The 22,567-nt window shown below is 67.4% G+C and carries 20 protein-coding genes; 14 read left to right on the top strand and 6 right to left on the bottom strand.

Going from position 1 to position 22,567, the window contains the following annotated elements; all coding sequences use genetic code 11:
* The 5 genes from murC to ftsZ all read left to right on the top strand — a co-directional run bounded on the left by murC (position 1) and on the right by ftsZ (position 5,724).
* Complete coding sequence (gene murC, locus AWR35_RS03240; protein WP_058574668.1) at positions 1 to 1,428, top strand: UDP-N-acetylmuramate--L-alanine ligase; 1,428 nt, start codon at positions 1 to 3, stop codon at positions 1,426 to 1,428.
* A complete protein-coding gene (locus tag AWR35_RS03235; protein ID WP_058574520.1) occupies positions 1,425 to 2,405 on the top strand; it encodes a D-alanine--D-alanine ligase in 981 nt (326 codons plus the stop codon). Before murC ends, AWR35_RS03235 begins: the two co-directional genes overlap by 4 nt.
* A complete protein-coding gene (locus AWR35_RS03230; protein WP_058574519.1) occupies positions 2,405 to 3,211 on the top strand; it encodes a cell division protein FtsQ/DivIB in 807 nt (268 codons plus the stop codon). The genes AWR35_RS03235 and AWR35_RS03230 overlap by 1 nt, the downstream gene beginning before the upstream one ends.
* A gap of 64 nt (positions 3,212 to 3,275) precedes the next feature.
* Positions 3,276 to 4,520: a cell division protein FtsA gene (gene ftsA, locus AWR35_RS03225; protein WP_058574518.1), complete on the top strand. Its 1,245-nt coding sequence runs from the start codon at positions 3,276 to 3,278 to the stop codon at positions 4,518 to 4,520.
* 46 nt (positions 4,521 to 4,566) lie between these two features.
* Complete coding sequence (gene ftsZ, locus AWR35_RS03220; protein ID WP_058574517.1) at positions 4,567 to 5,724, top strand: cell division protein FtsZ; 1,158 nt, start codon at positions 4,567 to 4,569, stop codon at positions 5,722 to 5,724.
* Between the two features lie 102 nt (positions 5,725 to 5,826).
* Here ftsZ and AWR35_RS03215 read toward each other — a convergent pair whose 3' ends face one another.
* The 6 genes from AWR35_RS03215 to yhbY form a co-directional block, all read right to left on the bottom strand.
* Complete coding sequence (locus AWR35_RS03215) at positions 5,827 to 6,288, bottom strand: RDD family protein (RefSeq protein WP_058574516.1); 462 nt, start codon at positions 6,286 to 6,288, stop codon at positions 5,827 to 5,829.
* Entirely contained in the window at positions 6,285 to 9,749 is a 3,465-nt protein-coding gene (gene mfd, locus AWR35_RS03210; RefSeq protein WP_058574515.1) for a transcription-repair coupling factor, read from the bottom strand. The genes AWR35_RS03215 and mfd overlap by 4 nt, the downstream gene beginning before the upstream one ends.
* Positions 9,750 to 9,929: 180 nt before the next feature.
* Complete coding sequence (locus AWR35_RS03205) at positions 9,930 to 10,163, bottom strand: hypothetical protein (protein WP_058574514.1); 234 nt, start codon at positions 10,161 to 10,163, stop codon at positions 9,930 to 9,932.
* A 91-nt stretch (positions 10,164 to 10,254) separates the two neighbouring features.
* The gene (locus tag AWR35_RS03200) at positions 10,255 to 12,249 is read right to left on the bottom strand and encodes a monovalent cation:proton antiporter family protein (protein ID WP_058574513.1); all 1,995 of its coding nucleotides are present in this window, start codon (positions 12,247 to 12,249) and stop codon (positions 10,255 to 10,257) included.
* 72 nt (positions 12,250 to 12,321) lie between these two features.
* On the bottom strand, positions 12,322 to 12,990 hold the full coding sequence (aat, locus tag AWR35_RS03195) for a leucyl/phenylalanyl-tRNA--protein transferase (RefSeq protein WP_058574512.1): 669 nt from the start codon (positions 12,988 to 12,990) through the stop codon (positions 12,322 to 12,324).
* Positions 12,987 to 13,304 carry a ribosome assembly RNA-binding protein YhbY gene (yhbY, locus tag AWR35_RS03190; RefSeq protein WP_058574511.1) on the bottom strand — a complete coding sequence of 106 codons (318 nt, stop codon included), beginning with the start codon at positions 13,302 to 13,304 and terminating at the stop codon, positions 12,987 to 12,989. Before yhbY ends, aat begins: the two co-directional genes overlap by 4 nt.
* A 121-nt stretch (positions 13,305 to 13,425) precedes the next feature.
* On the opposite strand from yhbY, the gene AWR35_RS03185 reads away from it, so the two are divergent.
* The 9 genes from AWR35_RS03185 to tsf all read left to right on the top strand — a co-directional run bounded on the left by AWR35_RS03185 (position 13,426) and on the right by tsf (position 22,479).
* The gene (locus AWR35_RS03185; protein WP_058574510.1) at positions 13,426 to 14,064 is read left to right on the top strand and encodes an SCO family protein; all 639 of its coding nucleotides are present in this window, start codon (positions 13,426 to 13,428) and stop codon (positions 14,062 to 14,064) included.
* Between the two features lie 2 nt (positions 14,065 to 14,066).
* Positions 14,067 to 14,555, top strand: coding sequence for a copper chaperone PCu(A)C (locus tag AWR35_RS03180; protein ID WP_066185050.1), 489 nt, complete (start codon positions 14,067 to 14,069; stop codon positions 14,553 to 14,555).
* A gap of 96 nt (positions 14,556 to 14,651) precedes the next feature.
* On the top strand, positions 14,652 to 15,275 hold the full coding sequence (gene rlmE, locus AWR35_RS03175) for a 23S rRNA (uridine(2552)-2'-O)-methyltransferase RlmE (protein WP_058574509.1): 624 nt from the start codon (positions 14,652 to 14,654) through the stop codon (positions 15,273 to 15,275).
* Between the two features lie 93 nt (positions 15,276 to 15,368).
* Positions 15,369 to 17,372, top strand: coding sequence for an ATP-dependent zinc metalloprotease FtsH (ftsH, locus tag AWR35_RS03170; protein WP_058574508.1), 2,004 nt, complete (start codon positions 15,369 to 15,371; stop codon positions 17,370 to 17,372).
* 47 nt (positions 17,373 to 17,419) lie between these two features.
* A complete protein-coding gene (folP, locus tag AWR35_RS03165) occupies positions 17,420 to 18,196 on the top strand; it encodes a dihydropteroate synthase (protein ID WP_082663874.1) in 777 nt (258 codons plus the stop codon).
* Between the two features lie 209 nt (positions 18,197 to 18,405).
* Positions 18,406 to 19,092: a c-type cytochrome gene (locus tag AWR35_RS03160; protein ID WP_058574506.1), complete on the top strand. Its 687-nt coding sequence runs from the start codon at positions 18,406 to 18,408 to the stop codon at positions 19,090 to 19,092.
* 132 nt (positions 19,093 to 19,224) lie between these two features.
* Positions 19,225 to 20,556: a phosphoglucosamine mutase gene (gene glmM, locus AWR35_RS03155; protein ID WP_082663873.1), complete on the top strand. Its 1,332-nt coding sequence runs from the start codon at positions 19,225 to 19,227 to the stop codon at positions 20,554 to 20,556.
* A 201-nt stretch (positions 20,557 to 20,757) separates the two neighbouring features.
* Positions 20,758 to 21,498 carry a 30S ribosomal protein S2 gene (gene rpsB / locus AWR35_RS03150; RefSeq protein ID WP_058574504.1) on the top strand — a complete coding sequence of 247 codons (741 nt, stop codon included), beginning with the start codon at positions 20,758 to 20,760 and terminating at the stop codon, positions 21,496 to 21,498.
* A gap of 105 nt (positions 21,499 to 21,603) precedes the next feature.
* Entirely contained in the window at positions 21,604 to 22,479 is an 876-nt protein-coding gene (gene tsf, locus AWR35_RS03145) for a translation elongation factor Ts (RefSeq protein WP_058574503.1), read from the top strand.
* Positions 22,480 to 22,567: the final 88 nt, after the last annotated feature.

The following is a 22,567-nucleotide window of genomic DNA, read 5'->3' as shown; positions in this document are numbered from 1 at the left end:
ATGAGCGCCGAATTCGCCCCGGTCGCCCAGGTGCGCATGCGCAAGGTGCGCAAGCTGCACTTCGTCGGCATCGGCGGTGCCGGCATGAGCGGCATTGCCGAGGTGCTGCATACATTGGGTTTCGTCGTGACCGGTTCGGACATGAACGAGTCCCCGGCGGTACGCCACCTGCGCGAGCTGGGCATCGAGGTGTTCATCGGCCACGACGCGGCCAACCTCGCCGATGCCGACGTGCTGGTGATCTCGACCGCGATCGCGCCCGACAACCCGGAATTGCAGGCCGCGCAGGCGAACCGCCTGCCGATCGTTCGCCGCGCGGAGATGCTGGCCGAGATCATGCGCTTTCGCATCGGTCTCGCGGTCGCCGGCACGCACGGCAAGACCACGACCACCTCGCTGCTGGCCGCCATCATGGCCGAGGCCGGGCTCGACCCGACCTACGTCATCGGCGGCAAGCTGCTCTCGAGCGCCTCGAACGCGCGCCTGGGTCGCGGCGAATACCTCATCGCGGAGGCCGACGAGTCGGATGCCTCCTTCCTGCACCTGCAGCCGCACGTGGCCGTGGTCACCAATATCGACGCCGACCACCTCGAGACCTACGACAACGACTTCTCGCGGCTGCTGGATCACTTCGTCGAGTTCCTGCACAACCTGCCGTTCTACGGCCTGGCAGTGATGTGCGCCGATGACGATCACACCATGAGCATCGTCGAGCGGGTGGGCCGCCAGGTGCTGACCTTCGGCATCGACGCCCCGGCGGACGTTCGCGCGACCGACATCCGCAGCGACGGTTTCGAGTCCGCCTTCGACGTCACGCTGCCGGGCGGCGAGACACTGAACTGCCGCCTGGCCATGCCGGGACGACACAACATCCTCAACGCCCTCGCGGCGATCACCGTGGCGCACGATCTCGGCGTCGACGGCGAGTCGATCGTCCAGGCGTTGGCCGGATTCAAGGGCGTCGGGCGCCGGCTGGAGCGCCGCGGCACGCTCGCCTTCACCGAAGGCCGTCGCATGCTCCTCGACGACTACGGCCACCATCCGCGCGAGGTCGCGGCCACGCTGGCGGCCGTGCGCGATGCCTGGCCGGACGAACCGTTGCTGCTGATCTTCCAGCCGCACCGCTACACCCGCACCCGCGACCTGTTCGAGGACTTCGTCGAGGTGCTCTCGCAGGTCGACCAGCTGATCCTGCTCGAGGTGTATGCCGCCGGCCAGCAGCCGATCGCCGGCGCCGACGGGCGTAGCCTAGCCCGCGCGATCCGTGCCCGCGGTCAGGTCGACCCGGTGTTCGTCGCCGATCCGGACCAGGTATCCGAGGTGGTCGACGACATGGTGCACGAGGACGGCATCGTGCTGACGCTCGGCGCCGGCAACGTCGGCAGTCTGCCCGGCATGCTGCTGCAACGCTGGGAGGAGACGTCATGAGCCACGAGCAGACTCTCGGCCGGGTGATGGTCCTGATGGGCGGCTGGTCCGCCGAGCGTGAGGTCTCGCTCGCCAGCGGCGCGGCAGTTCACGAGGCGCTGGTCGCGCAGGGGATCGATGCCATCGCCGTGGATCTCGATCGCGTCGGCGCGGCCGGTCTTGGGCAACGGATCGCCGACGAGGGTGTCGATCGGGTGTTCATCGCGCTGCATGGTCGCGGCGGCGAGGACGGCCAGGTCCAGGCCCTGCTCGAACTGGCCGGCGTGCCCTATACCGGCAGCGGCATGGCCGCCTCGGCGATCGGCATGGACAAGGTGATGTGCAAGCGCATCTGGCGCGGCGCAGGACTCGACACGCCCGATTTCGAGGTGGTCGATGGCCTCGCCGCGGCGAACAAGGCCGCCGAGCGGCTCGGCTGGCCGTTGATCGTCAAGCCCACGGCCGATGGATCGAGTGTCGGGGTGAGCAAGGTCGACGGTCCCGAGGGGCTCGAGGCCGCGTTCATCGAGGCGGCTGCCCACGGCGAGGTGATGGCCGAGCAGTTCGTCGCCGGGGGCGAGTACACCGTCACCATCCTCGGTGAGGAAAGCCTGCCGGCCATCCGCATCGAGGCCAGTGCCGAGCATGCCTTCTATGACTACCAGGCCAAGTACGAGGCCGAAGACACCGGCTACCGCATTCCCTGCGGCCTGTCGGCCGACGAGGAAGCGCGCATGGCGGAAACGGCACGGGCTGCCTTCCGCCTGATCGGCGCGTGCGGCTGGGGACGGGTGGACTTCATGCGGGATGCCGATGGCCGGCATTGGCTGATCGAGGTCAACACGGTGCCGGGCATGACCAGTCACTCGCTGGTGCCCATGGCCGCGCGGGCCGTGGGAATCGACTTTCCCGGCCTGTGCCGGGCGATTCTCGAACAGACCCTGGCCGCACCGGTCGGGGCGCGCGCGGGAGGTGAGACGGCTGATGGAGCGGTTTGATGGCAACACGACGAGCCTCCCAGGCACGACCCCGCGGGCCCACGTGGCGCGAGCGCTGGACGGCGTTCGTCGCCGGGCTGCGGATTGCAGCCCGCTGGGCCTGGCGGATCGGCTTGTGGCTCGGATTCATCGCCGCCGTGGTGCTGGTCTCGCAGCGGGTGTGGCTGAAGCTGCAGGCGCCGGTGGCCGCGATCGAGATCGAGGGGGCGAACCGGTTCGTCACCGCCGAGGCGGTGCGGTCGACGCTCGAACCGGTCAAGGGGCAGAGCATCTGGTCGGTCGACATCGCGGCGTGGCGCGAGCGCCTGCTGGCCGATCGCTGGCTGACCGAGGTGCGGATCGAGCGGCAGTGGCCGCAGCGGCTGGTGGTGCGGCTGGCCACGCACCGGCCGATCGCGGCCTGGAACGAAGCGCAGCTGTTGAGCGAGGCCGGTGTGGTCTTCCGGCCGGAGCAGCGTCCGGCGGATCTGGAGCTGCCGTCGCTGGCCGGACCGGCGGGCAGTCAGTGGTCGGTCTGGGAGCGCTACATCAGCCTGCGGCCGGTACTGGCGGACGTCGGGCTCACGCTTGCCGGCGTCTCGATGAGCGCGCGGGGGGCGCTGAGCCTGTCGTTGGCCTCCGGGGCGGTGATCCACGCCGGGCGCGAGTCGCTGGAAACCCGTCTGCAGCGGCTGCTGGACGTGTACCCGGACACGCTGGCCGGGCGGATGAACGAGGTCGAGCGCATCGACCTGCGCTACAGCAACGGATTCGCGGTGGCCTGGCGGGAGTCGGCCACCGACACGACAACAAACGAAAAAGACTGACAGCAGGGATGTTCCGGAGCCAGGACAGTTCGGAAACCATGGCAATCAAAGGCAGAAACACAGCATGAGCGCGTTGAGAAAAGGAGAACGGGAATTCGTCGTCGGTCTCGACATCGGCACCAGCAAGGTTGCGGCGCTGGTGGGCGAGTGTGACGGCGACGGGCGACTGAGCCTGATCGGCTACGGCTCGCACCCGACCAACAAGGGGCTGCGGCGCGGCTCGGTGGTGGATATCGAGTCGACCTCGATGGCCATCCGTCGGGCGATCGATGGCGCGGCCGCTTTGTCGGACTGCGAGATCGGCTCCGCCTGGGTCGGCGTGGCCGGCGATCACGTGCGCAGTCTGGACTCGCAGGGCATGACCGGCACCGGCGGGCGCGAGATCACCGATGCCGACGTCGCCCAGGTGATCCAGTCCGCCCGCGCGGTCAAGATCCCCGACGGTCAGCAGATCCTGCACTGCGAGCCGCAGGAGTTCCGCATCGACGGGCAGGACGGCATTCGCAACCCGCAGGGTATGAGCGGTCACCGGCTCGAGGCGAACGTCCATATCGTCACCTCGGCGGCCAACAACGTGCAGAACATCATCAAGTGCGTCGAGCGTTGTGACGTGCACGTCGAGGGCACCATCCTCGAGCCGATCGCGGCCGCCCGCGCGGTGCTCAACGACGACGAGCGCGAACTCGGCGTGGTGCTGATCGACATCGGCGGTGGCACCACCGACGTGGCCATCTACACCGGCGGCGCACTGCGTTACGCGGCGGTACTGCCGATCGCCGGCGAGCAGATCACCAACGACCTCTCCTACGGCCTGACCACGCCGCCGGCAGAGGCCGAGAAGATCAAGATCAATCACGCCAACTTAGGTCAGCTCGACGAGCGCGAAGCCTCGCGCGCCATCGAGGTCCCCGGGGTGTCCGGCCGCCCGCCGCGGCGCATCCCGCAGGAGACCATGATGCGCATCGTCCGCCCGCGGGTGGAGGAGCTCCTCTCCTACGTGCAGGAGGAGATCCGCCAGTCGGGCTACATGAATCTGGTCAATGCCGGGGTGGTGCTCACCGGCGGCACCGCGCAGATGCCCGGCTTCGTCGAACTAGCGGAGGATTTTCTGCAGATGCCGGCCCGGCTGGGCACGCCGCAGGGCGTGGTCGGCAACCTGGATGCACTCGAGGACCCGGCCAATGCCGCCGGGATCGGTTTGATGCTGCACGGGCTCGAGCAGGCCCGCGAACAGACGGCCCATGGACCGGCGACGGCCCATGGAAATCTTCTGGAACGCCTCAAGGGCTGGTTCCGCGATCACTTCTGATTCACACGATTTTCAAGAACGCCACGCGAGAGAAGGAGACGACACCATGAGCAACTGGACAATGGCAGAAATGCAGACCGAGAGCGCCAAGATCAAGGTCATCGGCGTTGGTGGAGGCGGCGGCAACGCGGTCGCCCACATGGTTCAACAGCACATCGAGGGCATCGAGTACATCAGTGCGAACACCGATGCCCAGGCGCTGGTGAAGAGCAACGCGCCGTCGCAGCTGCAGATCGGTGCGAACATCACCAAGGGCCTCGGCGCCGGCGCCGACCCGGAACTGGGTCGTCAGGCCGCGCTCGAGGATCGCGAGCAGATCCAGGAAGCGATCTCCGACGCCAACATGCTGTTCATCACCACCGGCATGGGTGGCGGCACGGGTACCGGGGCCGCGCCGGTGATCGCGCAGATCGCGCACGACATGAACATCCTCACCGTGGCGGTGGTGACCCGGCCGTTCTCCTTCGAGGGCAAGAAGCGCACCTCGGTGGCCATGGAGGGTATTCAGGAGCTCGAGGACAACGTCGACTCCCTGATCGTCATCCCGAATGACCAGCTCACCGCGGTGATGGGCAAGCAGGCGGCGCTGCGTGACGCCTTTGCCGCTGCCAACGAGGTACTGTTCACCGCCGTGGCGGGCATCTCCGAGCTCATCACCCGTCCGGGCGAGATCAATCTCGACTTCGCCGACGTGCGCGCGATCATGACCGAGAAGGGCACCGCGATGATGGGCACCGGCGTGGGCACCGGCGACAACCGCGCCGCCGAGGCCGCCGAGGCCGCCATCCACAGCCCGCTGCTGGACGACATCAACCTCACCGGTGCCGAGGGCATTCTGGTCAACGTCACCTCGAACGGCGATCTGTCGATCGGCGAGTTCATGGAGATCGGCGAGATGGTCCAGGACCTGGCCGGCGACGAGGCGGTGGTCAAGGTGGGCACCGCGGTCGACGACGAGCTCGACGGCCAGCTGCGTGTCACCCTGGTGGCCACCGGCCTGTCTCGGGTGAAGAACGTCACCGCCGAGTCGAGCAAGCCGCGCGTCGTGATCGACAACGCCCGCCGCGAGGAGCCGGCCGAGTCGACCGAGCAACCGCAAGCCGAGGCGCAGGCCGCCCACGCGGGTACCGCCCATCGCGGCAACACCGCGATCAACCTCGACACGATCGACATCCCGTCGTTCCTCCGTCACCAGGCGGACTAAGACGGCACCCGGCCGGCGGGCCGGGCTTTCACTCGCGAGGCAGAAGTGAAAAGGCCCCGGGGGCGTTCCCGGGGCCTTTTTGCGTCTGGAAAGCCGCTGCGCTCAGGCAGCAGGCAGCAACTGCACCACGCGCATCGACCGGTGTCGGTCGAACCAGCTGCGTCGCTTGGGGTCTGCCTGTGCGGCCAGGAACAGGGCCCCCAGCGTGGCGAGGCACAGCAGGCCGAAACCGAAGCGTGCAGCCATCGGCCAGAGACAGGCGTCGTCATCGCGCTCGCGGATCAGCAGCAGTCGCCAGACCTTCATCCCCGGTGTCTGGCCGAAACGGCACCAGAAGAAGACGAAGTAGCCGGCGATCCAGGCGAGCAGGTAGAGGCGGTACAGCCATTGTCCCGGGCCGTCCGGCGGCACCGGTTCGCCTCCGGTGACCAGCAGGGCGAGGAAGGTCGCGAGGATCACCACGGCGACGACGAACAGCAGGTCGTAGGCCAGGGCCGCGGCACGCCGCCACAATGGCGCGGTGCGCGCCGGTCTCTTCGGGGCGGTTTCCTCGGTGGCGGTCATGTGCTGGCCTCGGTGGACTCGGGCAGGGCGATGTCCTGCAGGATGGCCCGGATGGTTGCAAGGCGATCATCCAGTTCGGGCATGTCGCGGTAGAAGCGCAGCGTGTCGGCCGACAGCCGGTACGTCTCCGGGGCGGCTTGGACCGCGGCGACCAGCTTGGCCGGGTCGATGCGGGCGTCCTCGCCGAAGATCAGCCGGCCGCCGCGTGCGGTCAGCTCGATCTTGGTGATGCCGAGCCGTCGGGCACGGATGCGCAGTCGGTGGGTCTCGACCAGGGCGATGACCGGCTCGGGCAGCAGGCCGAAGCGGTCGATCAGCTCGACCTTGAGCTCGTCGAGTGCCTCTTCGTTCTCGGCGGTGGACAGGCGCTTGTAGAGCGTCAGGCGGGTGTGGACATCGGCGACGAAGTCCTCGGGGATCAGGGCCGGCTCGCCCAGATCGACCTCGGTCGTGCGGCTGTCGATCGGCGCCTCGAGGGCCGGCTCGCGACCCTCGCGGATGGCGGCGACGGCGCGATCCAGCAACTGCATGTAGTAGCGGTAGCCGACCTCGTGCATCTGGCCGGACTGCCCGGAGCCCAGCAGCTCGCCGGCACCGCGGATCTCCAGATCGTGGGTGGAGAGCGTGAAGCCCACGCCGAGGTCCTCGAGCGCGGCGATCGCCTCGAGGCGCTTCTCGGCATCCGGCGTCAGCTGGCCCGGCTCCGGGGTGATCAGGTAGGCATAGGCGCGGTGGTGCGAGCGGCCCACCCGGCCGCGCAACTGGTGGAGCTGGGCGAGGCCGAACTTGTCGGCGCGGTGGATCAGGATGGTGTTGGCCGTGGGGATGTCGATGCCCGACTCGATGATGGTGGTCGAGACCAGCACGTTGAAGCGCTGGTGGTAGAAGTCCGACATCACCTGCTCGAGCCCGCGCTCGCCCATCTGGCCGTGGGCCACGCCGATGCGCGCTTCCGGCACGATCTCCTCGACCAGGCGGGCCATGCGGTCGATGCTCTTGACCTCGTTGTGCAGGAAGTACACCTGGCCGCCTCGCTTGAGTTCCCGCTGGATCGCCTCGCGGATCTGCACCTCGTCCCAGCGCAGGATCACCGTCTTGACCGCCAGTCGCTCGCGCGGCGGGGTGGCGATGATGGAGAGATCGCGGATGCCCGAGAGCGCCATGTTGAGCGTGCGCGGGATCGGCGTGGCGGTGAGCGTCAGCATGTCGACCTCGGCGCGCAGGGCCTTGAGCCGCTCCTTGTCGCGCACGCCGAAGCGCTGCTCCTCGTCGATGATCACCAGTCCCAGGTTGGCGAACTCCGGCGAGTCGCGCAGCAACTTGTGCGTGCCGATGACGATGTCGACCTGGCCGGCCTTGATCCGCTCGCGCAGCTCGCCGGTCTTCTTGCTACCTGACAGGCGCGAGAGGCTCTCGATGGTGACCGGCCAGTTGGCGAAGCGGTCGCGGAAATTGCGCAGGTGCTGCTCGGCCAGCAGGGTGGTCGGCACCAGCACGGCCACCTGGGTCTGGTTCTCGACCGCGACGAAGGCGGCGCGCATGGCGACCTCGGTCTTGCCGAAGCCCACGTCGCCGCAGACGACCCGGTCCATCGGCTGGTTGGCCGCCATGTCGGTCAGTACCTGCTCGATGGCCAGACGCTGGTCGTCGGTCGGTTCGAAGGCGAACTCTTCGGCGAACTGGCGGTAGTCGGTCTCGTCGGCCTGGAACGAGGTGCCCTTGCGCGCCGCCCGGCGGGCGTGCACGTCGAGGAGCTCGGCGGCGACGTCGTGCACTTGCTTGGCGGCGCGCTTCTTCGCCTTTTCCCACTGCCCGGAGCCGAGCCGGTGCAGCGGGGCGGTGTCCTCGGCGCCGCCGGTGTAACGGGAGATGCGCTCGAGGCTGGAGACCGGCACGTAGAGCTTGTCGTCGTCGGCGTAGGTCAGCAGCAGGTATTCCTGCGGCTGGTTGTTCATCTCCAGGGTGACTAGGCCCTGGAAGCGGCCGACGCCGTGATCCTCGTGGACCACCGGGGCGCCGATGGCGAGATCGTCGAGGTTCTGGATGATCGCGTCGGCATCGCGTCCGCGCCGCGAGCGTGCCCGGCGCTGCGCAACCCGCTCGGCGAACAGGTTCGTCTCGCTGATGACCGCCACCGGTTGGCGAGCGGCGGGGAGGATCGCGCCATGCTCCAGATCCGCCACGGCCACGCCCAGCGATGCCTTGCCGGCCTCATCCCAGCCGGCGACGCTCTTCGGTTCGAGACCGGCGGCGGTGGTCTGCTCGATCAAGGCCTGGCGCCGGCCGCTGCTCTCGGCGACCAGCAGGGTACGTCCCTCGAAGCCACGGACGAATTCGGCCAGTCGCTCGATCACCGCCGCCTGGGCCGCACTGCCCTTGGACAGTTCCGGCAGGGGGCGGTCGCCGATGTCGGCGGCCTGCGGGAAGCGTTCGTCGTTGCCGGCGACCAGCTGCCAGCGGGGCAGGGATTTCACCTGCTCGGTGAACTCCTCGGGTGCCTGGTAGAGCGCATCCGGGGCGAGGATGGGGTGGTCGATGTCGCCGGCGCGCTGCGCGAAGCGCTCGCCGGTCTCGACAACGAAGCGTTCAATCGATTCGTCGACGCCATCGAACAGAAGCAGCCGGGCGGTCTCCGGCAGGTAGTCGAACAGGGTGGCGGTCGAGTCGAAGAACAGCGGCAGGTAGCTCTCGATGCCGGCCGGCACCAGCCCCTCGGAGACCTGGCGGTAGATGGGCGCGCTGGTGGGGTCGCCGGAGAAGGTGTTGCGCCAGTTCTGGCGGAAGGTGGCGATGCCCTTGTCGGTCAGCGGGTACTCGCGCGCCGGCAGCAGCGTGATTGCCTCGACCGTCTCGGTGGAGCGCTGCGACTCGGGGTCGAAATGGCGTAGGGTCTCGATCTCGTCATCGAACAGGTCGATGCGCACCGGCTCCTCGGCCCCCATGGGAAAGACATCGATGAGCCCGCCGCGCAGGGCGTACTCGCCGTGCTGCTCGACCGTGGAGACGCGGCTGTAACCGGCCTCCTCGAGCTGGTTCCGGTAGGCCTCGCGGTCCAGGCGCTGGCCGACTTCCAGCACCATCCCCTGGCCGGCGACGAAGGCGGGAGGCGGCAGGCGCTGAAGCAGGGTGGGGGCGGCGATCAGCGTCAGGCCGCTGGTCTCGCGTGGCAGGCGCCACAGTCGCGACAGGCGGTCGGAGATCAGATCCTGGTGCGGCGAGAAGCGGTCATAGGGCAACACCTCCCAGTCGGGGAACACGCTTGCCGCCACGCCCAGAAACGCCAGCGCGGCCTGCGCATCATTGACCGCGCGGCTGTCCGGCAGGACGGCCAGCAGCGGACGCTCGTCGGACTCGGCGGCCAGGCGCGTGGCGAGCGTACGGCCGAGTTCGGTATGCGTGCGCAGGTAGATCGGGTCGTGGCGGTCGGTCGGCTGGGCGATGGACTGCTTGGCGTCGCTCATCTTGGGATCGGTCGGTTGGCTGGGGGGCGGGATTGTCGCCTATTTGGCGGTCTGCTGCACGGCACGCCCACCGGGCTCGAGGGGGCGTGCGGCGATTGGATCGGCAAGAAAAATGCGGACGCCGAGGCAAGCTCGGGTCCGCATCCGGGCCGCGTCAGCGGCGAGGCGGCAGTCCGGTCGTCAGACGCGCACGTCGATGCTCGCTCCGGGCCCGCCGGCTTCCTGGCCTTCCCCGGCGCGATTCTGACTGGCCGCGACGGCCTCGCTGCCATTGACACGGTTTTCCGGCGGGTTTTCCACCGGCGTGTTGCGTGTCTGGGCGCTGGGGTTGGCAGTCTGCTGGTTGCTGGGCTGGGAAAGCAGTCCGTCCGCTGCCGCGATATTGCTGTAGCCGCTGTCCACGTTGGCGATCATGTCGTCTGCCTCCCCCGGGGGCCGCGCCGGGTCGTTAATGTTCTGTCCTCGTATCCTAGTGAATGCACGTGGGAAATGCCAGATGCCGGCCTCAGCCGGGTCGTCCGGTCAGCAGCAGTTGCTCGGCGGTATCGAGGGCCTCCGGGGAGCCGTAGAGCGTGAGCACGTCACCCTCCTGGAGCTCGACGTCGTCGCTTGGACTCTCGCCGCGAATGCCGTGACGGTTGATCGCGTCGACGACGACCGAATCGTCGTCGCCCAGCATCGCCCCGAGCTGCTGGCCGATTGCCGCCGAGCCGGGCACCAGCGAGACATTCTTGAGCGTGCGCGGGGCGAGGAGGGTGAAATCGTTCTCGTCGCGCGCCCGGTCGCCGTGGAAGGTGTGCCGCAACGGGGCGTAGTCCTGCTGCCGGATCTCCTGGATCTGGCGCAGGATCTTGGCCAGCGGCACGTTCAGCGTGCGCAGGACGTGCCCGCCGAGGGCGAGGCTCATCTCGTAGACCGAGGCCACCACCTCGGTGGCGCCCGCCTGGTGGATGCGGTCGAGATGCTCGTCGGTCCGTGTGCGCACGATCACCGGGATGTCGCGATTGACCCCCCGAAGCACCTCGATGGTCTTGATGGTGGAGGCATCGTCCAGGTGGCTGATCACCACGGCCCGGGCGCGATTCAGCCCGGCCGACTGCAGGATGTCGAGATGGGTCGAGTTGCCGAAGTAGACCCGCAGCCCGGACTCGTTGGCCTGCTGGACGATATCCGGGTCGACCTCGATCGCGGTGTAGTCGATGCCCTCGCTCTTCAACAGGCGGGCGACGTTTTGGCCGACACGGCCGAAGCCGCAGATCAGGACGTGGCCGGCGACATCGCTGGCGTCCTCGCGCACCTCGACCGTGTGCTGGCGGCGGCTCTTGGCGTAGCCGGGGACCAGCCGCTTGGCAATCTCGCCGTTGTACTTGACCAGGATCGGCGTCAGCACCATCGAGAAGATCACGGTGCCCAGCACGATCTGATGCTGGGTGTCGGTCATCAGGTCGCCGCTGGTGATCGAGAGCATGGCGAAGCCGAACTCGCCGCCCTGGGCCAGGACCAGCCCCGAACGCAGGGCCACGCCCGGCGCCTCGCCCATCACCCGACCGATCAGAAAGATGATCAGGGCCTTGCCCGCGATCAGCAGGGCGAGGAACAGCAGCACCCAGTGGCCGATATCGGCCAGCCCGTCGATATTGAGCATCATGCCGATGGTGATGAAGAACAGGCCGAGGAGCACGTCGCGGAACGGGCGGATGTCGGCCTCGATCTGGTGCTTGTACTGGGTTTCCGACAGGGCGATGCCGGCGAGGAAAGCGCCCAGCTCCCAGGACAGGCCCGCCGTGTTGGTCAGCCAACCGGCGCCCAGCACGGTGAGCAGGACGGCCAGCGTGAACAGCTCGGCCGAGCGCGACTTGGCGATCTCGCGGAACAGTGGCCGCAGCACCCAGCGGCCGCCGAAGAACAGCAGCACGGCGGCCAGCACGCCCGCCGCCAGGGTCATGGCGATCTCGAGGCTGACGTTGGCCGCATCGGTGACCGCTTCGGATCCCAGTACCGGAATGATGATCAGGAACGGAATGACCGCCAGGTCCTGGAACAGCAGGATGCCCACGGCGTTGTTGCCGTGTCGGGAATTGACCTCCAGCTGTTCGCCGAGCTGGCGGATGACGATGGCGGTCGAGGAGACGCTCATCACCCCGGCGATGACGAAGGCGGCGGCCGGCGAGAAGCCCATCATCAGCGCCAGCCCCCCGGTGAGCAGTGCGGTGATGAGCACCTGGGCACCGCCCATGCCGACCACCGAGCGGCGCATCGCGATCAGTCGCGAGAGCGAGAACTCCAGCCCGAGCATGAACAGCAGGAACACCACGCCGAATTCGGCGATCAGGTGGATGTCGTGGATGTCCTTGACCAGTCCCAGGGCGTGGGGGCCGGCCAGCATGCCGACGAAGAGATAGCCGAGAATGGCCGGCAGGTTCAGCCGGCGCAGTGCCACCACGGCGACAACCGAGATCAGCAGCAGGGATAGCAGGGTGGCCGTGGTGTCGACGGGCATGTAATCGGGTCTCGTTCCTTGCAGGGCGAATCCGGGCGTGCCCGGGCTCGCCCCGGGGCACCCTACGTTTTATCACAGGGAGGCTGTGTCGGTCGTCACCTCGGCCAGCCAGCGGACGAACACCGAACGCGGGTACTCGTCCGCGCCCAGGCTCAGGAGATGCTCGGTGCTGAACTGCGCGTCGAGAAACGCGATGTCGCCCCAGGCTGAATCGACCAGGATGGCGGCGAGCGCGAACTTCGAGGCATTGGGCGCCCGGCTGAACATCGACTCGCCGAACGCCGCCCGCCCGATGCGGCTGCCGAACAGGCCGCCGACCAGCTCGTCGCCCGACCAGACCTCGACCGAGTGGGCAATGCCGGCGGCATGCAGTTCGAGAAACGCCTGGCGCATCGCCGGGACGATCCAGGTGCCCGGTTCGCCGTTGCGCGGGCCGGCACAGCCGTCGACCACGTCGGCGAAGGCGGTGTCGACCGTGACCTGGTAACGGCCCTGACGGCGCCACTTGGCGAGGCTGCGCGAGACGTGGAAGCGCTCCGGGGTGAACAGGGTGCGCGGGTCGGGGCTCCACCACAGGATCGGATCGCCCTCGGAATACCAAGGGAAGATGCCGCGACGATAGGCCGCCTCGAGGCGCGCTACCGACAGGTCGCCGCCGGCGGCGAGCAGGCCGTTGGGCTCGGTCAGGGCGGCGCTGACCGGCGGGAAGGCTGCAGGGTCGGGCCCGAGCAGGGGGATCATTGCTGGGGCGCTTTCCCCGGCTTGGGCAGGTTGAAGTCGGAGTAGCTGGCGCGCGGACGGAACAGCACCGCGACGTGGCCGACCGTCTGCACCAGGGTCGAATGCGTCTGCGAGGTGATCGCGTCGATGATCTCGCGTTTCTCGTCGCGTTCGACGCCGGGGACACGGACTTTGATCAGCTCGTGGGTTTCGAGGGCCTGCTCGATCTCGGCGAGCACCGCCTCGGTCAGGCCGTGCTGGCCCAGAAGCACCACGGGCTTGAGGTGATGAGCCTCGGAGCGAAGGTACTGTCGCTGGCGAGCGGTAAGGTTCATGTGGTGTCGATCTCCGGAAAGTGGCTCGGCCTGTGTGAAATCACACATTGCGCCATCATGGATGACCCGGCAGTTTAACGGCTCGAATCCCGTCGACCAATTCACGCCGGAGCCGATATCCATGCGACCGAGTCGAGTCCTGCTGCCACTGATGCTGGTCGCCCTCTGGTTGACAGGTTGTCAGCCGGACGGTGGCGACAATCCGCTGGCCGGCTATCAGACCCCCGACCCACTGGTGCTGCGCACGCCCGAGGCGCCGGTGCCGGTGCCCGATGTCAGCCTGGCGGGCGTCGACGGCGAGCGCCGCTCGGCCGAGCTGTTCGACGGGCGCTGGACGCTGCTTTACGTCGGTTACAGCTTCTGCCCGGACATCTGCCCGACCGAGCTTGGTCAGCTGTCCCGCATCCTGCCGATGTTGCAGGGGCGGCGGCCGACGATCCCCTGGCAGGTGGTGTTCCTTTCGGTTGACCCGGAGCGTGACACGCCGGCTCATCTCGAGAAATACACCGCCTTCTTCTCGGAGGAATTCGTGCCGGTCACCGGCTCGCGCGACTCCATCGATGCCATCACGGGGGCGGTCTGGGCCGGCTACCGGATCGAGCCGCACGAGGCCGGCGAGACCACGTACAGCGTCGATCACGACACCAGTTTTCGGCTGATCGGTCCGGACGGTCGGATGTTGGCCTTTCTCCCGGGGCCGCACGACCCGTCGGCGATCGTGGAGGCCCTTGACGATTTCATCTCGGAGGTGAAGCCATGACGATGAAGACGACAATCGCCGACGGGCCGCTCAAGGCCCTGATGTTTGCCGCTGCCTTGCTGGCCGGCGCCGCCGTGCAGGCGGCCGAGCTGCAGGTGAGTGAGCCCTGGGTGGCGCTGGCCCCGCCGGGTGCGCATGCCACCGCGGGGTTCATGGAACTGCACAACCCGGGTGACGAGCCGGTCGACCTTGTCGCGGCGGATGCCGACGGCTTCGATGCAGTCGAGCTGCATCGTTCGGTCAACGAGAACGGCATGCACCGCATGATCGAGCAGGAGCGCATCACCGTACCGGCCGGCGGCTCCGTCCGGCTGGCCCCCGGCGGTTACCACGTGATGCTGATCGGCATACAGCGCGAGCTGGCCGAGGGCGAGAACGTCACGCTCGAACTGACGTTGGCTGACGGTAGCCGACAGACGGTCGATGCGCCGGTCACGCCGCGCGGGCAGGCAATGGGCAGTCACGACAGCGGTCACGGCCACGAGCATTGATCTGCCGGGCACCCGCCCACCCACCATCGATTTGGGCAACCGGGGGCAATCGGGGATAATTCCCGGCCCCCGGTTTTCTATTGTCTGGAGTCCTAGATGGCGCGTTCGGTCAGCAGCAAGCGATGGCTCGCCGAGCATTTCAGCGACGAGTTCGTGCAGAAGGCGCAGCGTGAAGGCTGGCGCTCGCGTGCCGTCTACAAGCTGATCGAGCTCAACGAGCGCGACCGTTTTCTCAAGCCGGGAATGACGGTGGTCGATCTGGGTGCCGCGCCCGGCGGCTGGACGCAGTACGCCGCCCAGGTGGTCGGTTCCAAGGGGCACGTCTACGCCCTCGACCTGCTGCCGATGGACCATTTCGCCGATACCACGGTCCTGCAGGGCGACTTCACCGAGGACGAGGTGCTCGAGCAGCTCGAGGCCGCGCTCGGCGATCAGGAGGTCGACCTTGTGCTTTCCGACATGGCCCCCAATATGAGTGGTCTGGACTCGGTGGACATCCCGCGCTCGATGTATCTGGCGGAACTTGCGCTGGATTTCTGCGATCGCATGCTCAAGACCAAGGGCGCCTTCGTCACCAAGCTGTTCCAGGGCGAGGGGTTCGACGAGTACGTCAAGGACGTGCGTCAGCGGTTCGACCGCGTGGCGGTGCGCAAGCCCAAGGCGTCCCGACCGCGTTCGCGCGAGGTCTATCTGGTGGCAACCGGCAAGCGCGTGAGATAAGGTTGACCGAACAATATTCGACTCATTGATTCGCCAGGGCAGGCGGGCATCGGCGATGTCCGCCTGCTTGCGGCTGCACGCAGAGGTGTTGCGTTGAACGACTTGACCAAGAATATCCTGATCTGGGTGGTGATCGCCGTCGTGCTGATGACGGTGTTCAACAGCTTCGATCAGCGCGCGACCACGACGAGCGCGAAGCCCTATTCGCAGTTCATCGAGGACGTGAAGAGCGGCCGGATCGATTCGGTCACGATGGAAGGCAAGAACATCAGCGGCACCACCGGGTCGGGCACGCGTTTCGAGACCTACAGCCCGGAGACCGACAACCGTGCCCTGGTGGGTGATCTGCTCGACAACAACGTCAAGATCAACGCCAAGCCGCCGGAGAAGCCGTCGCTGCTGATGACGATCTTCATCCAGTGGTTCCCGTTCATCCTGCTGATCGCCATCTGGATCTTCTTCATGCGCCAGATGCAGGGCGGTGGCGGCCGCGGCGCGATGAGCTTCGGCAAGTCCAAGGCCAAGCTGATGAGCGAGGACCAGGTCAAGGTGACGTTCGGCGATGTCGCCGGCGCCGACGAGGCCAAGGAAGAGGTGGTCGAGCTGGTCGACTTCCTCAAGGACCCGGGCAAGTTCCAGCGTCTGGGCGGCAACATCCCGCGCGGCGTGCTGATGGTCGGCCCGCCGGGCACCGGCAAGACGCTGCTGGCCAAGGCGGTCGCCGGCGAGGCCAAGGTGCCGTTCTTCTCCATTTCCGGCTCGGACTTCGTCGAGATGTTCGTCGGCGTGGGCGCCTCCCGGGTGCGTGACATGTTCGAGCAGGCCAAGAAGCACGCGCCCTGCATCATCTTCATCGACGAGATCGACGCGGTCGGCCGTCATCGCGGTTCCGGCATGGGCGGCGGTCACGACGAGCGCGAGCAGACCCTCAACCAGCTGCTGGTCGAGATGGACGGTTTCGAGGGCAACGAGGGCGTGATCGTGGTCGCGGCCACCAACCGTGCCGACGTGCTCGACAAGGCGCTGCTGCGCCCCGGCCGTTTCGATCGCCAGGTGGTGGTCGGTCTGCCGGACGTGCGCGGCCGCGAGCAGATCCTCAATGTCCACCTGCGCAAGGTGCCGGCAGCCAAGGATGTCGAGCCGTCGCTGATCGCGCGCGGCACGCCGGGCTTCTCCGGTGCGGATCTGGCCAACCTGGTCAACGAGGCCGCGTTGTTCGCCGCGCGGGCCAACAAGCCCGAGGTCACCATGGCCGACCTCGAGCGCGCCAAGGACAAGATCATCATGGGCGCCGAGCGCAAGTCCATGGTGATGAGCGAGGACGAGAAGAAACTCACCGCCTATCACGAGGCGGGCCACGCCATCGTCGGCCGACTGGTGCCGGAGCACGACCCGGTCTACAAGGTTTCGATCATCCCGCGTGGCCGGGCGCTCGGCATCACCATGTTCCTGCCGGACCAGGATCGTTACAGCTACTCGCGGCGCAAGCTCGAGTCGAACATCTCGAGCCTGTTCGGCGGCCGGCTGGCCGAGGAACTGATCTTCGGCGACGAGGCGGTCACGACCGGGGCCTCGAACGACATCGAGCGCGCCACCGAGCTCGCGCGCAACATGGTCACCAAGTGGGGCATGTCCGAGAAGCTCGGCACGCTCTACTACTCCGAGGACGACGGCGACCCGTTCATGGGCCGCCAGGCCTCCGGCGGCCAGTTCTCCGACGAGACCAAGGAAATCATCGACGTCGAGATCAAGGACGTCATCGACCGCAACTATCAGCGCTGCCGCCAGATCCTGGTGGAGAACATGGACATCCTGCATGCGATGGCCGACGCGCTGATGAAGTACGAGACCATCGATTCCGGCCAGATCGACGACCTGATGGAGCGGCGCCCGGTGCGCGAGCCGGAGGACTGGAACGACCAGGAGGCCGGTTCGGATAATCAGCCGCCCAGTGCCGGTACCCACGTCGATACCACGGACGAGGAGGCCGAGGACGGCGAGGGCCGCGAGCCGGACCAGCGCGGTGACGGCGAGTCGCCGGACGAAGACGGCCGCCGCCCGGACAGCGATCCGCTGGGTGGCCCGAGGGGCGGATGACGGCAGGCCGCTGCCCTGACTGGCGGTTGACGGGGCGCCCATGGATCATGGGCATCCTGAACGCGACGCCGGATTCCTTTTCCGACGGCGGGCAGTTCAACAGCGTCGAGCGGGCGGTGGATGCGGCCGGCGAGATGCTCGACGCCGGCGCCGACCTGATCGACGTGGGTGGCGAGTCCACCCGCCCCGGGGCCACACCGGTCTCCCAGCAGGAAGAGCTCGACCGGGTGATCCCGGTGATCGAGGCGCTCGCCGAGCGCTTCGACTGCCCGCTGTCGGTCGACACCAGTACGCCGGCGGTCATGGGTCAGGCGGTCGCCGCCGGCGCCTGCCTGATCAACGACGTGCGGGCGCTGACCCGGCCGGGCGCGGTCGAGGCGGCGGTGGCCAGCGGGGCGTCGGTCTGCGTGATGCACATGCGCGGCGAGCCCGGCGACATGGCCGAGCGCACGGGCTACCAGGATGTCGTCACGGAAGTGATCGACTTCCTCGCCGAGCGCCTGCGGCGCCTGAAGGCCGCCGGGCTGCCGCCGGAGCGGGTGCTGGTGGACCCCGGGTTCGGTTTTGCCAAGACCGCCGAGCAGAACTTCGCCCTGTTGCGGCGCCTGGACGAGCTGGCGCGCCTCGACGCGCCTGTGCTGGTGGGCATGTCCCGCAAGCGCATGATCGGGGAGGCGACCGGACAGCCGGTCGACCGCCGCGCGGTGGGCAGTGCCGCGGCGGCCCTGCTGGCCGTCGAGCGCGGGGCGGCCGTGCTGCGTGTCCACGACGTCGAGGCGACGCGGGATGCGCTGGCAATCTGGTCGGCGATGCGTTCGGCCTGACGTCCCGGGTGCACAAAGAGCGCTTTCCCGGCATAAATGCGTTTACCTTGGATCGAATTAGGGTTTTCTGATATTTTGCCGCCGGGGTTAATTTGGTTGACTTGAAAATCGCCGCCCACCCGCACGTCCACCGATTCGAGCGCCGTCGCGCGCTCGGGTGAATTCGTCAACCAGCGGGTGTGGCGGGAGCAACAGTTGAGAGAAAAATCATGAAACAGATGCGTCGTTCACTCATCGCCCTTGCTGCCAGCGGCATGCTTGCCGCTCCGCTGATGGCCCAGGCCGCCGGCGATCCGGCTGCCGGCAAGGAAAAGTACGCCACCTGTGCCGCCTGCCACGGCGCCGACGGCATGGGTCAGGGCGGGGCCTTCCCGAAGCTGACCGGTCTGACCGAAGAAGAGACGGCCAAGAAGCTGACCGCCTACCGCGATGGTGATCAGGACTACCTGAAGAGCGTCGGTCTGGGCAGCCGTTACGGCACCATGGCGCCGAACGCATCCGGCCTCTCGGACGACGACATTGCCAACCTGGCCGCCTACATCGCCGAGGAATTCGGCGGTGCCGCCGGTGGTGACGATGCCGCTGCCGCCGATCAGGGTGGCGAGCAGGCTGCCCCGGCAGCCATCGCCCAGGCCGACATCGTCCGCGGCGACGCACTGTACTCCTCCTGCGCCATCTGCCACGGCGAGCAGGGCGAGGGTGGTCACCTGTTCAACGCGCCGGCGCTGAAGGGTCTGCCGGCATCGCAGGTCGCGTCCCTGCTGAAGGTGTACCGCAAGGGCACCGAGATGGGTCCGAACTCCTACGCGATGATCCCGCAGGCGACCCACCTGTCCGACGCGGACATCAACAACCTCGCTGCCTACATCGCCACCATCGGCGAAGAGCAGGAGTAATCCCGGCGTGCCCGGCCGTCTGATTCGGCCGGGTCACTCGAACGGGAACGGACGCCGGCGTCACGCCGGCGTTTTTGCGTTTGGGACGCGGGTTGGCGATGCTGCCCGCCAGATGATGACGAGGGAAAGACTGTGACCAGGGTGTTCGGAACCGACGGCGTGCGCGGGGCGGTGGGGCGGTACCCCATGACCCCGGAGTTCGTGCTCAAGCTGGGCTGGGCGGCCGGCAAGGTGCTGGGGAATCATGGCCGTCGGCGCGTGCTGATCGGCAAGGACACGCGCGTGTCCGGGTACATGTTCGAGTCGGCACTCGAGGCCGGGTTTGCCGCAGCCGGTGTGGACGTCCGCCTGCTCGGGCCGATGCCGACGCCGGCGATCGCCTATCTGACGCGTACGCTGCGCGCCTCGGTCGGGGTGGTGATCAGCGCCTCGCACAACCCCTTCGACGACAACGGCGTGAAGTTCTTCTCCTCGCATGGCGAGAAGCTTCCCGATGCCGTCGAGGACGAGATCCAGGAGCTGCTCGACCACGATCTCGAGGTGATCGACAACCGGCAGCTGGGCAAGGCCGATCGGATCGACGACGCCCCCGGGCGATACATCGAGTTCTGCAAGAGCTCGGTGCCCAACGGCATGAGCCTCGCCGGTCTGCGGATCGTGGTCGATTGCGCCCACGGCGCCACCTACCAGGTCGCCCCGCGCGTGTTCGCCGAGCTGGGCGCCGAGGTGGAGGTGATCGGCGCGGCCCCCGACGGCTTCAATATCAACGAAGGTGTCGGCTCGACCCACCCCGAGACGCTGCAGGCGGCCGTGCGGGCCTCGCAGGCGGATCTCGGGGTCGCGTTCGATGGCGATGGCGACCGCGTCATCATGGTCGATGCCGATGGCGAGATCCGCGATGGCGACGAGTTGCTCTACGTGATCGCCGCGGGTCGCATCGAGCAGGGCTATCAGGGCGGCGTGGTCGGCACCCTGATGAGCAACCTCGGGCTGGAGCAGGCGATCGAGGCCCTCGGTCGGCCGTTCCAGCGCGCCAAGGTGGGCGACCGCTACGTGCATGAGGCGCTCAAGCGCGAGCAATGGCTGCTGGGCGGCGAGTCCTCCGGCCACCTGCTCTGCCTCGATCGCCACACGACGGGTGACGGCATCATTGCCGCGCTGCAGGTGCTTGCCGAGATGGCGCGCCGAGGGCGGTCGCTGACCGAGCTGCTCGAGCCCATGAGCATCCTGCCGCAGGTGCTGATCAACGTGCGCATCGAGCAGCCGGTTTCGCTGGAGGATGCGGTGATCGTCGATGCCGTGGCCGCGGCCGAACGGGAGCTGGCCGGACGTGGTCGGGTGTTGTTGCGCCCCTCGGGTACCGAGCCGTTGATCCGCGTGATGGTCGAGGGGCAGTCGGAGACGCAGGTGCAGGCGGTGGCCGAGACGCTTGCCGATGTCGTGCGTCGGCATGCGGCCGGCTGATCCCGGACGGGGTCCGCATTTTGCGGTTCCGTCCGCGGACGATCTCCCGTATAATTCGCGCGCCGGGTCGCCCCTGAGAAATGGGTGATCCGAAATCCCACACGCCCATCGAGTTGGCAGCGCGGGGTGCCCAGCGGTACGGCCGGGGTTGCGTTGTCAGATGTGGCGGAGGCCTAACCCAACTAAATCAGGTATTTATCAATGGCTAAAATCACGATGCGTCAGATGATCGAGGCCGGTGTCCACTTCGGTCACCAGACTCGATACTGGAACCCGGGCATGGCGCCCTACATCTTCGGTCAGCGCAACCGGATCCACATCGTCAACCTGGAAAAGACACTGCCGATGTTCGAGGACGCCTTGAACTACGTCGGCAAGCTGGTCGGTAACGGCGGCAAGATCATGTTCGTCGGCACCAAGCGCTCCGCGCGTGAGCTGGTCGAGCAGGAAGCCAAGCGCTGCGGTATGCCCTACGTCAACAACCGTTGGCTCGGCGGCATGATGACCAACTTCCGCACCGTGCGTTCCTCCATCCGTCGCCTGAAGTCGCTTCAGCAGATGGAAGCCGACGGCAGCCTGGCGAAGCTGGTCAAGAAGGAAGCGCTGGAGACCACTCGCGAGCGCGCCAAGCTCGAGCGTTCCATCGGCGGTATCCAGGACATGGAGCGCCTGCCGGACGCGCTGTTCGTTATCGACGTGGGTCACGAGGACATCGCCATCAAGGAAGCCAAGAAGCTCGGCATCCCGGTGGTCGCCGTCGTCGATACCAACAGCAGCACCGAGGGCGTCGACTACGTCATCCCGGGCAACGATGACGCCATCCGCGCCATCCAGCTCTACACCAAGGCCGTCGCCGACGCGGTTCTGGACGCCAAGGGCGCTTCCAGCGTGAGCGAGTCGGACTTCGTCGAGGTTTCCGACGAGGAAGAAGCGGCCAAGTAAGGCCGGCGGCCGGGCGGCTGCAGGGTCGTCCGGCAAGAATTTTCCGAACAACGGGTCGGTTGGCCCGTTGTTTTCGTACAAGACAGATTCGGGAGACAACAGCTCATGGCAATTACCGCCTCTCTGGTCAAAGAGCTCCGCGAGCGCACTGGCTCGGGCATGATGGAGTGCAAGAAGGCGCTGGTCGAGACCGACGGCGACATCGAGGCCGCAATCGAGCAGATGCGCAAGAGCGGTCTGGCGAAGGCCGACAAGAAGGCCGACCGCGTCGCCGCCGAAGGTCAGGTCACCATCGCCTTGGCGGACGATCGCAAGAGCGCCGCCATGGTCGAGATCAACTCCGAGACCGACTTCGTTGCCAAGGGTGACGATTTCGCCGGCTTCGCCCAGGGCGTCGCCGAGCAGGTGCTGGCTGACGATCCGGCCGACCTCGACGCCGTCAACGGCCTCCAGGTAGACGGCGAGGCCGCCGACGACCGCCGCAAGGCGCTGGTCGCCAAGCTGGGCGAGAACATCCAGATCCGTCGTTTCGTCCGTATCGCGACCTCCGGTGTTGTCGGTGCCTACCGCCACGGCGAGCGGATCGGCGTGCTGGTCGAGCTCGAGGGCGGCAACGAGGAGCTGGCACGTGATCTGGCAATGCACGTCGCCGCCTCTCAGCCGACCTGTGTCGACGAGTCCCAGGTCGACGAGGCGACTCTCGAGAAGGAGCGCGAGATCTTCCGTGCCCAGGCTGCCGAGTCGGGCAAGCCGCCAGAGATCGTCGAGAAGATGATCGAAGGTCGTCTGCGCAAGTTCCTCGCCGAGATCACGCTGGTGGGTCAGCCGTTCGTCAAGGACCCGGACCAGACCGTCGGTCAGCTCCTCAAGAAGGAGGGCGCCAAGGTCGTGCGTTTCGAGCGCATGGAGGTCGGCGAAGGCATCGAGAAAGAAGAAGCCGATTTCGCCGCCGAGGTAATGGCGCAGGTCAAGGGGGGCTGATCCCCCTTGCCAGAAAAGCCGGGCTTGCCCCGGCTTTTTTTTGAACCGCGGTTTCTCCGCCTAAGCCCCGGCGCCCGACCCGGCGGGG

Source organism: Guyparkeria sp. WRN-7 (assembly GCF_001641825.1).
GTDB lineage: Bacteria > Pseudomonadota > Gammaproteobacteria > Halothiobacillales > Halothiobacillaceae > Guyparkeria.
The sequence above is the reverse complement of the archived record's forward strand: the minus strand, read 5'-3'. Positions and strand labels throughout refer to the sequence as shown.

Coding starts and splice junctions, on each gene's coding strand:
- murC (WP_058574668.1), top strand. CDS start 1: ATGAGCGCCGAATTCGCCCCGGTCGCCCAGGTGCGCATGCGCAAGGTG.
- AWR35_RS03235 (WP_058574520.1), top strand. CDS start 1,425: ATGAGCCACGAGCAGACTCTCGGCCGGGTGATGGTCCTGATGGGCGGC.
- AWR35_RS03230 (WP_058574519.1), top strand. CDS start 2,405: ATGGCAACACGACGAGCCTCCCAGGCACGACCCCGCGGGCCCACGTGG.
- ftsA (WP_058574518.1), top strand. CDS start 3,276: ATGAGCGCGTTGAGAAAAGGAGAACGGGAATTCGTCGTCGGTCTCGAC.
- ftsZ (WP_058574517.1), top strand. CDS start 4,567: ATGAGCAACTGGACAATGGCAGAAATGCAGACCGAGAGCGCCAAGATC.
- AWR35_RS03215 (WP_058574516.1), bottom strand. CDS start 6,288: ATGACCGCCACCGAGGAAACCGCCCCGAAGAGACCGGCGCGCACCGCG.
- mfd (WP_058574515.1), bottom strand. CDS start 9,749: ATGAGCGACGCCAAGCAGTCCATCGCCCAGCCGACCGACCGCCACGAC.
- AWR35_RS03205 (WP_058574514.1), bottom strand. CDS start 10,163: ATGATCGCCAACGTGGACAGCGGCTACAGCAATATCGCGGCAGCGGAC.
- AWR35_RS03200 (WP_058574513.1), bottom strand. CDS start 12,249: ATGCCCGTCGACACCACGGCCACCCTGCTATCCCTGCTGCTGATCTCG.
- aat (WP_058574512.1), bottom strand. CDS start 12,990: ATGATCCCCCTGCTCGGGCCCGACCCTGCAGCCTTCCCGCCGGTCAGC.
- yhbY (WP_058574511.1), bottom strand. CDS start 13,304: ATGAACCTTACCGCTCGCCAGCGACAGTACCTTCGCTCCGAGGCTCAT.
- AWR35_RS03185 (WP_058574510.1), top strand. CDS start 13,426: ATGCGACCGAGTCGAGTCCTGCTGCCACTGATGCTGGTCGCCCTCTGG.
- AWR35_RS03180 (WP_066185050.1), top strand. CDS start 14,067: ATGAAGACGACAATCGCCGACGGGCCGCTCAAGGCCCTGATGTTTGCC.
- rlmE (WP_058574509.1), top strand. CDS start 14,652: ATGGCGCGTTCGGTCAGCAGCAAGCGATGGCTCGCCGAGCATTTCAGC.
- folP (WP_082663874.1), top strand. CDS start 17,420: ATGGGCATCCTGAACGCGACGCCGGATTCCTTTTCCGACGGCGGGCAG.
- AWR35_RS03160 (WP_058574506.1), top strand. CDS start 18,406: ATGAAACAGATGCGTCGTTCACTCATCGCCCTTGCTGCCAGCGGCATG.
- rpsB (WP_058574504.1), top strand. CDS start 20,758: ATGGCTAAAATCACGATGCGTCAGATGATCGAGGCCGGTGTCCACTTC.
- tsf (WP_058574503.1), top strand. CDS start 21,604: ATGGCAATTACCGCCTCTCTGGTCAAAGAGCTCCGCGAGCGCACTGGC.